The organism is Legionella sp. PC1000, from assembly GCF_014109805.1.
In the GTDB taxonomy this organism is placed as follows: domain Bacteria; phylum Pseudomonadota; class Gammaproteobacteria; order Legionellales; family Legionellaceae; genus Legionella; species Legionella resiliens.
Genome location: NZ_CP059400.1, coordinates 106,378 through 119,988 on the forward strand (window position 1 = coordinate 106,378; position 13,611 = coordinate 119,988).

The following is a 13,611-nucleotide window of genomic DNA, read 5'->3' on the forward strand; positions in this document are numbered from 1 at the left end:
ATTACTCAACATCAACCAAATCCGGTTTCGTTGCGCTAAACCAAGGCTACAAATACAGTTAAGCAGTTAGTATGCACTAATAAGCTGATCAATAATGTTTTGCAAACTGTGTTCGTTATCATAATGGATGACTAAGGAGCCTTTACCTGATTTGCCAGGTTTAAGCTTAATGGGTGTTTGCAAATGTTGTGAGAGATTTTTCAATTGATCTTGATAGTGAGCAAGATCTATAGGCTGTTGTTCTTCTTTTGTTTTACCCGATTTAATCCGCTCAACGAGCTTTTCAGTTTCACGCACGGATAAGTTCTTAGCAACGATAAGTTGAGCCACTTGATTTTGTTGTTCTTCGTCTAGCATTAGCAGAGCACGTGCGTGCCCCATATCCAGATCACCATGTTCTAAAAGCTTTTTGACACCGAGTGATAATGCCAGTAGTCGTAAATAATTGCTTACCGCAGTTCTGGACTTACACAAGAGATCTGCAACTTGTTGATGGGTTAAAGAAAATTCATGCGTGAGTCTATGCATGGCTCGCGCTTGATCCATCGCATTCAAATCTTCACGTTGCAAATTTTCCACTAAGGCCATAGCCATCGCTGTTTCATCATCAACTTGCTTCAAAATAACTGGAACTTCTGTGAGTCCAGCTAACTGACTTGCACGCCAACGCCGCTCGCCGGCAATAATTTCATAGCGGCCAGTATTCAGTTCACGAACCAAAAGAGGTTGTAGCAAACCCTGTTTTTTGATTGACTGGGCAAGTTCCATTAGGGGAGCTTCTTCCATTTCACCACGGGGTTGATATTTTCCAGGTTGCAAACACTCAACCGCAAGTTTAAGAATTTCAGTTTGCGGTTTTTCATTTAAAAGAATACTATTTGATTGACTTAATAAAGCGGATAAGTTACGCCCTAAACTACTACGTTTTACTGTCATAAATTACCCCAATTATCCTGCAACAGTCTGTTTATTAATCAACTCAGAGGCGAGTACCATATAGGCTGCTGCGCCTGGAGATGTTTTATCGTAATGTAAGGCTGGCAATCCATGACTTGGTGCTTCAGCAAGTCTGACATTACGCGGTACTACGGTTCTATAGACTTTAGTTGGAAAATGTTCTATGAGTTGCTTTGACACCTCAGAACACAATCGATTACGCGCATCGTACATGGTTCTCAACACTCCCTCAAGATGCAATCGAGGATTTACCGAAGCTTTAACTTGCTCAATAGTTGAAAGCAGAGCAGCCAACCCCTCCAGAGCATAGTATTCGCATTGCATGGGGATAAGAACAGAATCCGCAGCAACAAAAGCATTAATTGTCAGCGTATTCAACGCGGGTGGACAATCAATCAGCACAAAGTCATAATTATTTTGAATGGGTTGCAATGCCTTATAGAGGAAAGTTTCACGATGATTGCGTTCCATCAGACTCACTTCCGCAACAGTTAAATCATCGTTGCCGGGTATTAAATCATAACCACTTGTTGTGGAAAGACATGCATGATTCGCAAGACAATCATGAAGTAAGACATCATTAGTCGTATGCACCAATTGGCTTTTATCGACGCCACTACCCATGGTGGCATTGCCTTGGGGATCCAAGTCGATCAGTAAAACTTGTTGTCGATTTGCTGCCAAAGAAGCCGCTAAATTAATCGCAGTAGTGGTCTTGCCTACTCCGCCTTTTTGATTGGCAATGGCTATAACTTTTGCCATGATTTATTCCTTGGTTAAACCCGGGTAAGTAAGAAACTGTAAAGGCCCATTGCTACTTTCCAGGTTGATTTTCAATTATGACGCAACAACGCTCGCCTTCAACACCTGCCACAGTATAACGCTCTATCTTGCAACTTTGGTTGATCTCATGCAATTCTGTATCAGGATAACGTCCCTTCATTGCCAACCAAATTCCATTATCAGCAATAAGATGTTGCGTCCACTGAATCATTTGTTCAAGGCTACTAAAAGCTCGACTTAATACTGTATCAAAACCTTGAGTCGGGTGGTAGTTTTCGACTCTAAATTGAACAATTTCAACATTTGTTAAATTTAGCTGTCGTTTCACTTCTGCCAGAAAACGAGTTTTTTTACCATTAGAATCTAATAAAACAAAGCTTAAGTCGGGTCTTGCCAGTGCAAGAGGAATACCCGGTAAGCCTGCTCCTGTTCCTACATCAATGATGTGATTGCCTTTAAGCCAAGGTAAAATAGCCAGGCTATCCAATATATGTTTACCGACCATAGACTCAAGATCACGGATTGCAGTGAGATTATAAGCTAAATTCCACTTGTTAAGTAAGAATAAATAATCAGATAAAGAAGCGCTAAGTTCTTCCATATCAAATTGATGTAAACCCTCTCTAAGTAGTGGTTGTATCTGCGTTATTTGTTCTTTCATACCTCAATTCGCTGTTTTTTCAAATGCACTAAAAGTAGCGACAAGGCAGCAGGAGTGACTCCTGAAATACGACCGGCCTGGGCTAAAGTAGATGGTCTTATCTTGGTTAGCTTTTGAATCACTTCATTAGATAATCCAGTCACTTCACTATAATCTAACGATTCTGGTAATAAAGTATTTTCATGTTTACGCATTTTTTCTATATCTTGTTGTTGTCGCTCGATATAGCCTGCATATTTATTTTGAATTTCTATTTGTTCACTGACTTCAGTTGCTAGTTTAGGCAAGTTTAAATCATCGAGCATTAATAAATGCTGATAATTAATTTCAGGGCGTTTGAGAAACTCTGAGGCCCTATTATCATGTTGCATGGGATTAAGCAGGATATCTTTAAAGCATTCGTTATGGCCTACTCGTACCCAAGTATTATGTAGTAAAGCCTGAGTCGATTCTATTGCCTCGCGTTTTGCGGAGAAATGTTGCCAACGTTCCTCGCCTACTATGCCTAATTCTCTGCCTTTAGCGGTTAAACGTAAATCTGCATTATCCTCCCGCAGAAGTAAGCGATATTCAGCACGGGAAGTGAACATTCTATAGGGTTCTTGGGTACCGCAAGTGATCAGGTCATCAATCAACACACCTATATAAGCTTCATCTCGTCGCGGACACCAAAGTTCCTTTTCCTGTATCAGCAAGGCAGCATTCATGCCTGCAATAATTCCTTGTGCCGCAGCTTCTTCATAGCCTGTTGTTCCGTTGATCTGCCCTGCAAAAAACAAGTTGGGGATGGGTTTGGTTTGCAAGAATGAAGTTAACCCACGAGGGTCAAAATAATCATATTCTATGGCATAACCAGGTCGAGTGATATGGGCATTTTCAAACCCTTTAATTGTCCGTACAAACTGGACTTGTACTTCAAAAGGAAGACTCGTAGAAATGCCGTTAGGATAGATTTCTTCAGTAGTTAATCCCTCAGGCTCGACAAATATTTGATGGGATAATTTATCCGCAAAACGAACAATTTTATCTTCTATAGAGGGGCAATAACGAGGTCCAACCCCTTCAATAACTCCCGCATACATAGGAGACTGGTGCAGGTTATTACGAATAATTTCGTGGGTTGCTTCGGTTGTATGGGTAATATGGCACGCTACTTGTTGAGGGTGATCACTAACATGACCCAGATAAGAAAAAACGGGTATGGGCGTATCCCCAGGCTGTACAGTCATCTGGCTGTAATCTAATGAACGACGATCGATCCGGGGCGGTGTTCCAGTCTTTAAACGACCAACGGGCAAATCAAGATCACGCAAACTTTTTGCCAATGCAATCGAAGGGGGATCACCTGCACGCCCCCCTGCATATTGATTCATACCCACATGAATTTTGCCTCCCAAAAAAGTACCAACGGTTAGTACTACAGCACGCGCTCGTAAGATAAGGCCCATCTGGGTAACAACAGCAGTAACACGCTCTCCTTCGATCAATAAATCATCAACAGCTTGTTGAAACAGAGTCAGATTTTCTTGAGTTTGTAGTTGTTCTCTAATAGCTTGTCGATAAAGCACGCGATCAGCTTGTGCGCGAGTAGCACGAACGGCTGGCCCCTTAGAAGCATTAAGGGTACGAAATTGAATTCCTGCCTTATCTGTGGCTTTTGCCATAGCCCCATCCAGGGCATCAATTTCTTTCACTAAATGTCCTTTCCCAATTCCTCCTATGGCAGGATTACATGACATCTGACCAAGCAAATCCATGTTATGAGTAAGTAATAAAGTTTGTGCTCCCATTCGTGCAGATGCTAAAGCGGCTTCGGTGCCCGCATGTCCACCACCCACGACAATAACATCATATAATTTTTCAAGATTCATGACTGATCAATATTTGTGAAACAAAAAGAGGAATTATACACTTTTTTGCCCATTGTCCCAATATTAAAGAAATAGGGAGACATTATTTTTGTTCATCTTTATATCATAATTGCTTGTTATACTATGAGTTAACAAGAAAACAATTTTTGAGATAAGCGATGTTTTTTAATAAGACTGAAGATGAAATTGAACTCGAAGAGTTTTCGGCTGCGTATTTAAGAAAAAAAATAAAATCAATGAAGGGTATTAAAACTTCCCCTAAGTCCATTGCATCATCTATATTACGGATGCTCCCTTTTTTTAACAAGTTTATGGACTCTGTAGATGGATCCGGAAGTGCAATTACTCATATGGTGCAAGTAGCAGGGCACGTAAGTGATTCTACCGCATCAGCAAGCACAGGGTTTCACGTTATCAAATTAGTTACGAGCATATTGGATTTTATTTATATTCCCTGCATTTATTTAGGGGCCTATATAACCAAGCAAGAATCACCGATTACGTTATCTCGTAATGCCCGTTTTTTGTATTCAGCAGTGATTCTAGGGCTTACAATAACTGCTATTGCATACCCCCCCGCAGCACCTATTATTGCCTTGGTTACCTCCATAGCTGCATTAGCTCTGAGTGTGATCACCCTGGCCAAGCTCTATTACAAACGTTATGAACTAAAAGACCAGCTGGCAGAAATAGAAAAAAAGATTGAAAGCAAAAAAAATGTCATCAATTATTTAATTGATGACTTGGAAAACCTGGAGACAAAAGCAAAAAAAGCGAAAAAAGAAGGGAAAGTTGAGGAGTATACTTCCTTAGAAGAGGATATCAGAAATGCAAGAAAAGAAATTAAAGCTGACTTAAATACCTTGCAAAAATTATATAATGAGCAGGAAGAATGTAAGCAAAAAATTGAAAAGTTGGGGACAATGGCTGTTGTAGATAGAGCCGTGGGTATTACTTTTGCTTCAATTGCATTTATTGGGGCAGCTTTCTGCTTATTCCTCCCACCAGTAGGCTTTGGGATACTTGCAGCAACGGCTTCTTTGGCACTTGCTTATGTTATTGGACGGGTTACTTATCCTCTGCTTAAGTCACTTGGAAAGAAAATAATAAATGCGGTTACAAAAAAAACTGAATCCGACGAAGGAGATAATGATACGGAAGGGGAAAAAGATGATTTGACCGAATCAGAATTTGAGACTTCAGATAGGAAGGTCAAACAGGATATGCCTGGAATAAAAAAAATTGCCGAACGATTAAAAGAAACCGTAGCAGATGAGCCGATTATTCGTCCAACACTCCAACCTAAAGACTCCGATCAGGTTTCTCCATCAAAGAGTACAGGACTTGAAAAGAAGAAAGAAGAGGATGAATTATTAAAAGAGACTGAACGCCCACCCATGTAATGAGACGCTCATCATTTACGCTCTATAAGGGGAAAGCCCTATTTGAGCTTTACGCCAAGATTCAAACTACCCCTGAATGATCGCGGCGTCAACTTGGAATTTAAAAAAGAATCCAATCTGGGAATGTTCCTTTCAAGAAGGATTAATAGGCGGTAGAGCGCTTCCATTCTCTTTTTTGTTCGTATTATTTTTTTTCATTTGCTCAACACTGCGCCATAATTCATCACCCCGCCACAAGGTTTTTTCTTTATTTTTATACAAAACTTGCGAAAGAGTTTGTACTTGTTTTTTGAAAGAAGCATCCGTCGTAAGACGCGTTAGATCAGTGAGATTTAATATAGGGGCGTCTGGCCAATGTAGTTTGGCCCACTTTAATAATGCATCGCGCGCGCGACGAGGATTTCCCTGCATACATGCTTTATGAAGGGTGTTTAATGCAGTTTTATATTGGCCTTTTCCTGGATTTCTATTGCGTCTTTGCCATCCCCACAAGACTAAAGTGACTAACCAAGCACAGGCAAAAAGTGCGGCAATTGTCCAGGCCCAAATGAATTGTGTTGGTGAAGAGGGTTCACTTTTTTCTTTTGTTGTGGGTTGGGTTGTTACATTCGGATCTTTATTTACTTCAGTTTGGCTTGGGGTTACTGTGGGTGTGGGGTTCACTGAAGGAGTTACTTCAAATGTTTTTGCAGGCAATGTAGCTATTTCTTCTTTTCCTGTTTCCGTATTGAACCAAGGAAGCTTAAGTTCAGGAATCGTTATTTTTCCTGCTTTATTGAATAAATAAGTCACTTTGATCTCAGCGCGGCCAATCAATTCTCCATAAGTAACTCGATTCTTATCTTTTCCTTTCTCGGGATAAACATTAACACCATCTATTTCGCCAAAATTGAGGGTAGGTAAAAGCTGAGCTGGAATCCCTACACCTTCAAGAGTTACAGTACGGATTAACGTGTTGCCTTGTGCAATAGTTTGTTTAGAATTCTCGTATTGCTCCATTAATTTGACTTGTTTTGCCGGCAACCATACTTTTCCTGAATATTCTTTAGGTACGGGTTGCACCTCTATATTTATAGCCTTGTCTGTGGCCTTAATCCGCTCAGGATTGAAATCATAAATCAAGGCAGTAAACACTGGCGGTTTTATTTTTAAGGGGCCACTTTTTTGTGGAAAAATGGCATAGTTTTGCTCTTCAACAAGAAAATTCACGCCATTTTTTTGAGTCTGATAACGCTTTTCCTCCCCTAAAGGAATGAGCAAAGCATTTTCTACTTGAGGTCCTTGATAACTTGCATCTAAAAGGTGCTTGGAATTGTATAAGGTTACTTTATAAATAACTTGTTGATTAACATAAGGATTCTTTTTACTAACTTCGGTGGCCAAATAAATACTCTGATTCTTCTGTGAACTCATAGAATTACTGCTGGGAGAATTTTGTGGTGTGCCAGTAGTTACATCAATTGTTGTAGTTTTGGTATATTCTCTGCCAATTTTGATGGGAGGAATTGTTAATTTACCCTCTTTTTGCGGCTTTAACGTGATAGTCCATTCACTGGATGATTGGGTTTGTCCATTAATAATCGAGTAATTCATGCGACGTTCGGTGCCGAGAATCATAAAATCTTTTTGTAATGGAGTCAGATCGGGAATACCCCCGTTTTGTAAATTATCTTGGATTAAAATCAAACTGAATGAATCATCAATACTAACTTGAGAAGGATCGACCTGCACTTGTACTTCAGCATGGATTAGTCCACTGAATAAACAAAAAAAAGCAATAATTAATATTTTTTTCATTGATACCACCCGCGTTCCCTTCGTAAATGGTCACGTAAGAATTTTTCTCGCATTAATCCACCCGGATCATCTGGAATCAAACGCAACCATTGTTCTTTTGCCTGTTGTTTTTCTCGCTCTGCCTCAGATTGAGCTTCATTATTATTCTGATTATTTTTTTTATTTTGATCTTTGTTTTGCTGATCTTTATTTTGCTGATCTTTGTTTTGCTGATCTTTATTTTGCTGATCTTTATTTTGCTGATCTTTATTTTGCTGATCTTTGTTTTGCTGATCTTTGTTTTGCTGATCTTTATTTTGCTGATCTTTGTTTTGTTGATCTTTGTTTTGTTGATCTTTGTTTTGTTGATCTTTGTTTTGTTGATCTTTGTTTTGCTGATCTTTGTTTTGTTGATCTTTGTTTTGCTGATCTTTGTTTTGCTGATCTTTGTTTTGCTGATCTTTGTTTTGCTGATCTTTGTTTTGCTGATCTTTGCTTTGCTGATCTTTGTTTTGCTGATCTTTGTTTTGCTGATCTTTGTTTTGCTGATCTTTGTTTTGCTGATCTTTATTTTGCTGATCTTTGTTTTGCTTTTTCTCTTTATCTTTTTTTAAAAGTTCTTCAACTAACTTGCGATTATAAAGAGCATCCTGATTGTTAGAATTGATTGCCAATGCTTTATCATAAGCTTTAATTGCTTCTTCATATTGTCCCATATGGGCTAGGGAATTTCCTTGGTTATAATAACCTTGTTCATTTTTTAAGTTTTGATACAACTCAGCTGCTTTTTGGTAATCGCCTGCGCGATAGGCAGCGGCGGCAGCCCAATCGCTACGTGTAAATGTTTCCTTGGCTTGTTTGAATTGGTTTTTTGTCATTAAGTCTCGTCCTTGTTGATCCCGCGTGGACCACAAGTCTTGCCAATTAAAGGCATGGGTAGCAAAGGATAAAAACAAGATGAATAAAAGAATAAAGCGGCGCATCATACGGCTACCCTCTGTATCCAACCACGTCGAAATACGGGCAGAAGTAACAGCAGCGCAGGAATTAAAAACCACCGTCCTTCATCTCGCCAAAGTGGAATGTCTTCATCTTCACTTAGAGCAAACTTATTGTTATTACTGAAATTTAGCCATTGATCTATGTCATTTGAATCAGAAGTGTATTTTACCAATAGTCCTCGACCTGCATCAGCAAAACGATTAAATAGCGGGTTTAGGTTTTTATCAGCTTTGACTGGCATAATTGAGGAGTAAATTCCTGATTCTGCTAGTTTTTTCGCCAGTGCAATTGATGTATCGGAAGGGGAGTCTGCTGTTAATACCAAAATTTGTCCCTGTTTATAACCCGCTTGTTTGATTAAGTTGCTGGCTTCATTCAAGGCACTATCAAGATTTTGTCCAGTTACTGGCATGATATCTGGAGTGAGTGAAGACAGTAGGGAAGAAATAGTATGTCCATCATCTGTAAGTGGAGAGACAACAAAAGGTTCGCTGGTAAAGACCACAAGACCAAACTGACCGACATCTTTGTGAGCAAATAAATCATGCAACTTAAATTTAGCCCTACTTAATCGATTAGGCGATAGATCATTGGCCATCATATTGTCCGACATATCCAAAACTAAAACTCGGGGTTGTATCGGTTTATAGGTGGCTACAGGCAGCTTATCCCAAACAGGGCCGGCAATACTCAAAATCATAAACAAAATGCTTAAAAACAAACAGAGCATCGAGCCCATACGTTGCCCTTGTCCTTTTTTTTGCATGAGATGGCTGAGTAAATGCGGATCACAAACTTCTGCCCAAGCATGCAATTTAGGTTTTTGGCGCCAAAAAGCTACAGCTAACCCTAATAAAGGAAAAACCATTAACAGCCACCAAGGTCTTAAAAAATGAAAATCTGCAATCATGACTTTAATGCCTCCCGATTTGGCATTACAGCGCTTTCTTTCAGTTTTAAATCTGCTTTTCTAACTAGCCAAGAGAAACAAAGCAATAATGCAAGACCAACAAACCAGGGATAATATTCCTTTTGTGGACGGATTGTAGCTTGTTCCTGTTTTATGGTTTCTAATTCGTTAATCGTTTTATAAATTGAACGTAATGTTTCAGTATCCGTAGCACGGAAATAACGGCCTCCAGTCATGTCAGACATTCTTTTTAAGGTTTCTTCATCCAAATCTGCTGAAGCATTTTGCATCATAAAATTACCGACTAATGCTCTTGAATCTGCTTCAGAGCCTAAACCTATAGTGTAGATTTTAATTCTTTCTTCTTTAGCCAATTCGGCTGCTTTTAACGGAGCCAGTACGCCAGAATTATTTGCACCATCTGTTAGTAAAATAAGCACTCTTCCTTTTTTGGGTACATTTCTCAACCGTTTAACAGCAAGACCTACAGCGTCACCAATAGATGTGGTTTTACCTGCAAGCCCAGCGGTGGCATCTTCAAGACGCAGGAGAATGGTATGTCGGTCATAGGTAAGCGGCGTTTGCAAGTAAGCACGAGTACCAAAAAGGATTAAACCAATTTTATCACTTGAACGTTCACGCACAAATTGATCGGCGGCATTTTTTACGACACTTAAACGGCTTACAGGTCGGCCATGCAGGAGCATATCAGGAATTTCCATGCTTCCAGACAAATCTAAAGCCATCATGATGTTAAAACCTTCACGCTCAATAGGTTTGGGAGCACCAATCCAGCGAGGACCCGCTAAAGCAACAACCAATAATAACCATACAATGACTGGGATGAGCAGCGAATATTGTGCAGAAACAGAACGTTTTTCCTGATCTGCTATATCGATCATTGCGGCAAAGAAAGGTACTTTCAATGCAGCAGGCAATTGTACTTTGACTCTGGGCATCAAAAACCAGAAGATTAAGGGTAAAGGAAAGAGTATTAAAACCCAAGGATTAGCTAATTCGAACATGGCACTCCTCTTTGTTTAATCCAAAGCTGTGCTGTGCTGAACAAGGGCTTGATATCCACCGTTTCCCCTGTTTTGAAGGGCGCATCTAATAACAAATCTTTTACTGGATTGAAATCAATTCCTTTGCTTGTCTCATTTAAGAAGTTAAGCCACTGTTCTCCATGTAAACTTGCAACTTGCTCTCTTGGATAATAGACGAGAGCCACTCGGCGTAACAATTCTGAAATACGTGCACTGGTCTGAGTGCCATTATGTTCTTGCTCATATTCTTTTTGATAGGTATTTAACAAAAGCAATGCATGTTTTTTGGCCAGAGCATTGCGATATCTCTTATAAACATCGTAAGCAAGTATGATTGCTAAAAATAAAATCAAACCCATCAGAATATACCATCCTGGAGCCAATGGCCACCAGCCAATTGGAGTGGGAAGATGAATGTCTTTTAAGTGTGCCAAGGGATCAGTGTTAGCCACGGGATCTCCTGGGAAACGTTTGACGCACTAATGGCGCTAAATCAACGTCTGCTGTCACTTGAACATACTGAATATGTAAGCGTCGAAACTGATCTTGCAGGTTTTCTATGCGTTGTTGGCAATATTGCTCATAAGCGTTGTTCACTGAACGTACGCGGGTATCGAGTATTATTTCTTGCTGTCCATTTGTCATTGCATATTGCTGAGGTTTGGGTGGAGAAAGTTCTACTCGATCACAAACATGGTAAGCCAGAATATCATTATGGTAGCGTAATCGTTTTAAATGCTTTTCGCATTCACTATCCATAGAGTAAAAGTCACTGATCAAAACCAGGATGCTTCCTGGTCTGACTACACGGCGTAAGCGTACTAATGCGTCACTAAGCAGCCTTGGCTGCGCTTCGCGTTGCGCTTCAGTTTGATCAGTATATCGACTTAAGGAGGCCAGCAAAGGCAGTACCCCCATATCACGACTGCGTGGCGTAAACTCACTGTGATCCGTGGCAGAAAAGAATACTCCGCCCACTCTATCGCCTTCTTTGATCACTGTCCAAGCAAGAAGAGATGCTAAGCGTGCAGCAATGACTGATTTAAATGCGACGCGAGTACCGAAAATCATGGAGGGATTAAAATCAGTGAGAATCACCACTGGTCTTTCCCGTTCTTCCTGATAAATTTTGACATGAGGTCTTCCGGTGCGTGCGGTAACGCGCCACTCCATGTGGCGTATTTCATCACCAGCCTGATAATTTCTTACTTCGGCAAAATCCATACCACGACCACGTAATTTGGATAAATGATTGCCTGATCGTATTGCTTTACCTTCAGGGCGATAATGAACGGATTGGACATAACGTCTCAAGTCAATCAATTCATTTAATTCTGCAATAACGCCATTAACCATAAATACCTCTTGCACCTCATATTCTCTGTAAATGGGGACTGAATCATCAAATTCAAGGAAGTTATTTTGTTTGGTTTCCCAACCTACATATTTTTCAGGGAACATGGCGAAGCCGTTACCCGGGGTATCGATTTCCCCTCATCCCGGGTTCCGCTGCGCTGCACCCAAGCTACGGAACAGCAACCAAGCGCAATAAGGAGTCAATAAAATCATCACTATTAATTCCTTCTGCTTCAGCTTCAAAGCTTAATAAAATTCGATGCCGTAACACATCATGAGCAATCACATGAATGTCATCTGGAGTGACATAATCTCTACCGCAAAGCCAGGCATGAGCTTTAGAACAACGATCGAGAGCAATTGTGGCACGCGGGCTGGCTCCAAAGCGCAACCAACGGCCCAACTCTTCACTGTATACACCTGGATTACGTGTTGCTACGACTAACTGGACCAGATAATTTTCTAATGCCTCACTTGTATGAACATTAAGTACTTGCTTACGTGCTTCAAATAATGTTTTTTGTGATAATTTCTCTGATGCAGGCGGTTTAGTGGCCATCACCGCCCCTAAGGCCTCTCTGCGTGATAACGCTAAAATATCATGCTCAATTTTGGCATCAGGATAACTAATTTTTACATACATCAAAAACCGGTCCAATTGTGCTTCGGGCAATGGATAAGTTCCCTCCTGCTCAATGGGGTTTTGTGTTGCCATAACCAAAAATAATTCAGGCAAAGGATAGGTTTTGCCTCCTATAGTAACTTGTCTTTCGGCCATTGCCTCAAGTAAAGCAGATTGTACTTTCGCCGGAGCACGGTTAATTTCATCTGCCAAAAGCAAATGATGGAATATAGGACCTGGTTGAAATACGAAAGAACCATTTTGTGGATGATATACATCAGTACCTGTTAAATCTCCAGGCAATAAATCTGGGGTAAACTGGATGCGATGAAAATTCCCTTCAACTCCATCAGACAGTTCTTTAACCGCCCGTGTTTTTGCCAATCCAGGCGCCCCTTCAACTAATAAATGGCCATCGGCAAGTAAGGCGATGAGCAAACGCGAAATTAATCCACTCTGACCTAAAATTTGCGAATTTAAGCGATGACTTAACTGTAATATTTGATGCTGCACCGCATTTCCAGTCTTATTGTCTTCTACTTGCTCCATAGTTTCTACCTTAATATAAATAACATCGACAGAATTTAAAATAAAAAAACTTATCCTAGCGTGAATTACATTCAAAGCCAAGTACTGCAGATTATTATTTGTTTAAAATTTTAACAGAATAATCGAATTATAGACTTTGTGGGGCGCAACGTAACCTGGTTTTATATAAATTAAATTTTTAAACTGGGTACGCTCGCCTTATCTCGCTTTATTATTGCAGATAATCAGGGTGAAGCTCCAAAGGCATCATGGTTTGCAATTTTTGATATAGGGAAAGAATTTCTTCACAAAAAACATGAAGTTGTTGTTGGTTTTCCCATAAATCATAATCTGTTCCCTTAAGGAAAACCTGTTGTTTTGCGAGAGTCTTTAATAAAATGATTTCCTGGTGCGAAAATCCTAAATGGTTATTTAATTCAACCAGCTCCATAAGATTCTTATGCTCTTTGACTGGACGATGTTCATGCAAACAATAAGCTTTCAATGTCAGTTGAAAGGCTTGATACATCAATGAAGTTACTGGGGTTAACGCACTGAGTGGATCAGTTTGCCTATATATCCAATTGGTGATTTGTTGCAATAGATAGTCAGCAGCATAGGCGTGTTGTGTCGCAATATTGAGCATTTCCAAAGGGGATAAATAACGTTTGTCCATAAAGGAGTTTTCCTGTTTGA

General features: G+C 40.0%; 13 protein-coding genes and 1 pseudogene. 2 read left to right on the forward strand and 12 right to left on the reverse strand.

The genetic code is table 11. The features are described from left to right. Window positions 1–66: 66 nt before the first annotated feature. Genes FOLKNPGA_RS00500 through mnmG form a run of 4 tightly spaced genes read right to left on the reverse strand, consistent with a single transcriptional unit; the run spans window position 67 to window position 4,272 of the window. A complete protein-coding gene (locus FOLKNPGA_RS00500) occupies window positions 67–936 on the reverse strand; it encodes a ParB/RepB/Spo0J family partition protein (protein WP_182351255.1) in 870 nt (289 codons plus the stop codon). Window positions 937–948: 12 nt separating this feature from the next. Next, window positions 949–1,719, reverse strand: coding sequence for a ParA family protein (locus tag FOLKNPGA_RS00505; RefSeq protein WP_182351256.1), 771 nt, complete (start codon window positions 1,717–1,719; stop codon window positions 949–951). Between the two features lie 52 nt (window positions 1,720–1,771). After that, the gene (gene rsmG, locus FOLKNPGA_RS00510) at window positions 1,772–2,401 is read right to left on the reverse strand and encodes a 16S rRNA (guanine(527)-N(7))-methyltransferase RsmG (protein ID WP_182351257.1); all 630 of its coding nucleotides are present in this window, start codon (window positions 2,399–2,401) and stop codon (window positions 1,772–1,774) included. Further along, a complete protein-coding gene (gene mnmG, locus FOLKNPGA_RS00515) occupies window positions 2,398–4,272 on the reverse strand; it encodes a tRNA uridine-5-carboxymethylaminomethyl(34) synthesis enzyme MnmG (RefSeq protein WP_182351258.1) in 1,875 nt (624 codons plus the stop codon). Before mnmG ends, rsmG begins: the two co-directional genes overlap by 4 nt. Before the next feature lie 158 nt (window positions 4,273–4,430). Between mnmG and FOLKNPGA_RS00520 the strand changes: the two genes are divergently transcribed. Further along, window positions 4,431–5,675, forward strand: coding sequence for a hypothetical protein (locus FOLKNPGA_RS00520; RefSeq protein ID WP_182351259.1), 1,245 nt, complete (start codon window positions 4,431–4,433; stop codon window positions 5,673–5,675). A gap of 132 nt (window positions 5,676–5,807) precedes the next feature. Here the strand turns inward: FOLKNPGA_RS00520 and FOLKNPGA_RS00525 are convergent, their stop codons facing one another. Then, window positions 5,808–7,472: a protein BatD gene (locus tag FOLKNPGA_RS00525; RefSeq protein ID WP_182351260.1), complete on the reverse strand. Its 1,665-nt coding sequence runs from the start codon at window positions 7,470–7,472 to the stop codon at window positions 5,808–5,810. A gap of 97 nt (window positions 7,473–7,569) precedes the next feature. Between FOLKNPGA_RS00525 and FOLKNPGA_RS19145 the strand changes: the two genes are divergently transcribed. Continuing rightward, the gene (locus FOLKNPGA_RS19145) at window positions 7,570–8,112 is read left to right on the forward strand and encodes a pentapeptide repeat-containing protein (RefSeq protein ID WP_370529210.1); all 543 of its coding nucleotides are present in this window, start codon (window positions 7,570–7,572) and stop codon (window positions 8,110–8,112) included. 19 nt (window positions 8,113–8,131) lie between these two features. On the opposite strand, the pseudogene FOLKNPGA_RS19150 reads toward FOLKNPGA_RS19145, so the two are convergent. From FOLKNPGA_RS19150 to FOLKNPGA_RS00560, 7 genes and pseudogenes are all read right to left on the reverse strand, one after another. Further along, window positions 8,132–8,437 (reverse strand): annotated as a pseudogene (locus FOLKNPGA_RS19150) (tetratricopeptide repeat protein); the annotation flags it as partial. After that, complete coding sequence (locus FOLKNPGA_RS00535) at window positions 8,434–9,363, reverse strand: VWA domain-containing protein (RefSeq protein ID WP_182351262.1); 930 nt, start codon at window positions 9,361–9,363, stop codon at window positions 8,434–8,436. The pseudogene FOLKNPGA_RS19150 and the gene FOLKNPGA_RS00535, both read right to left, overlap by 4 nt. Continuing rightward, window positions 9,360–10,388: a VWA domain-containing protein gene (locus FOLKNPGA_RS00540; RefSeq protein ID WP_182351263.1), complete on the reverse strand. Its 1,029-nt coding sequence runs from the start codon at window positions 10,386–10,388 to the stop codon at window positions 9,360–9,362. The genes FOLKNPGA_RS00535 and FOLKNPGA_RS00540 overlap by 4 nt, the downstream gene beginning before the upstream one ends. Continuing rightward, window positions 10,376–10,861, reverse strand: a complete 486-nt coding sequence (locus FOLKNPGA_RS00545; protein ID WP_182351264.1) for a DUF4381 domain-containing protein — start codon at window positions 10,859–10,861, stop codon at window positions 10,376–10,378. The genes FOLKNPGA_RS00540 and FOLKNPGA_RS00545 overlap by 13 nt, the downstream gene beginning before the upstream one ends. Then, window positions 10,854–11,765, reverse strand: coding sequence for a DUF58 domain-containing protein (locus FOLKNPGA_RS00550; RefSeq protein WP_182352710.1), 912 nt, complete (start codon window positions 11,763–11,765; stop codon window positions 10,854–10,856). The genes FOLKNPGA_RS00545 and FOLKNPGA_RS00550 overlap by 8 nt, the downstream gene beginning before the upstream one ends. A 169-nt stretch (window positions 11,766–11,934) precedes the next feature. After that, window positions 11,935–12,936, reverse strand: coding sequence for a MoxR family ATPase (locus tag FOLKNPGA_RS00555; RefSeq protein ID WP_019232798.1), 1,002 nt, complete (start codon window positions 12,934–12,936; stop codon window positions 11,935–11,937). Between the two features lie 211 nt (window positions 12,937–13,147). After that, window positions 13,148–13,591 carry a hypothetical protein gene (locus FOLKNPGA_RS00560; RefSeq protein WP_182351265.1) on the reverse strand — a complete coding sequence of 148 codons (444 nt, stop codon included), beginning with the start codon at window positions 13,589–13,591 and terminating at the stop codon, window positions 13,148–13,150. Between the last annotated feature and the right edge of the window lie 20 nt (window positions 13,592–13,611).

Excerpts from the sequence above, each read along its gene's own strand:
- FOLKNPGA_RS00500 (WP_182351255.1), bottom strand. The coding sequence starts at position 936 with ATGACAGTAAAACGTAGTAGTTTAGGGCGTAACTTATCCGCTTTATTA.
- FOLKNPGA_RS00505 (WP_182351256.1), bottom strand. The coding sequence starts at position 1,719 with ATGGCAAAAGTTATAGCCATTGCCAATCAAAAAGGCGGAGTAGGCAAG.
- rsmG (WP_182351257.1), bottom strand. The coding sequence starts at position 2,401 with ATGAAAGAACAAATAACGCAGATACAACCACTACTTAGAGAGGGTTTA.
- mnmG (WP_182351258.1), bottom strand. The coding sequence starts at position 4,272 with ATGAATCTTGAAAAATTATATGATGTTATTGTCGTGGGTGGTGGACAT.
- FOLKNPGA_RS00520 (WP_182351259.1), top strand. The coding sequence starts at position 4,431 with ATGTTTTTTAATAAGACTGAAGATGAAATTGAACTCGAAGAGTTTTCG.
- FOLKNPGA_RS00525 (WP_182351260.1), bottom strand. The coding sequence starts at position 7,472 with ATGAAAAAAATATTAATTATTGCTTTTTTTTGTTTATTCAGTGGACTA.
- FOLKNPGA_RS00535 (WP_182351262.1), bottom strand. The coding sequence starts at position 9,363 with ATGATTGCAGATTTTCATTTTTTAAGACCTTGGTGGCTGTTAATGGTT.
- FOLKNPGA_RS00540 (WP_182351263.1), bottom strand. The coding sequence starts at position 10,388 with ATGTTCGAATTAGCTAATCCTTGGGTTTTAATACTCTTTCCTTTACCC.
- FOLKNPGA_RS00550 (WP_182352710.1), bottom strand. The coding sequence starts at position 11,765 with ATGGTTAATGGCGTTATTGCAGAATTAAATGAATTGATTGACTTGAGA.
- FOLKNPGA_RS00555 (WP_019232798.1), bottom strand. The coding sequence starts at position 12,936 with ATGGAGCAAGTAGAAGACAATAAGACTGGAAATGCGGTGCAGCATCAA.
- FOLKNPGA_RS00560 (WP_182351265.1), bottom strand. The coding sequence starts at position 13,591 with ATGGACAAACGTTATTTATCCCCTTTGGAAATGCTCAATATTGCGACA.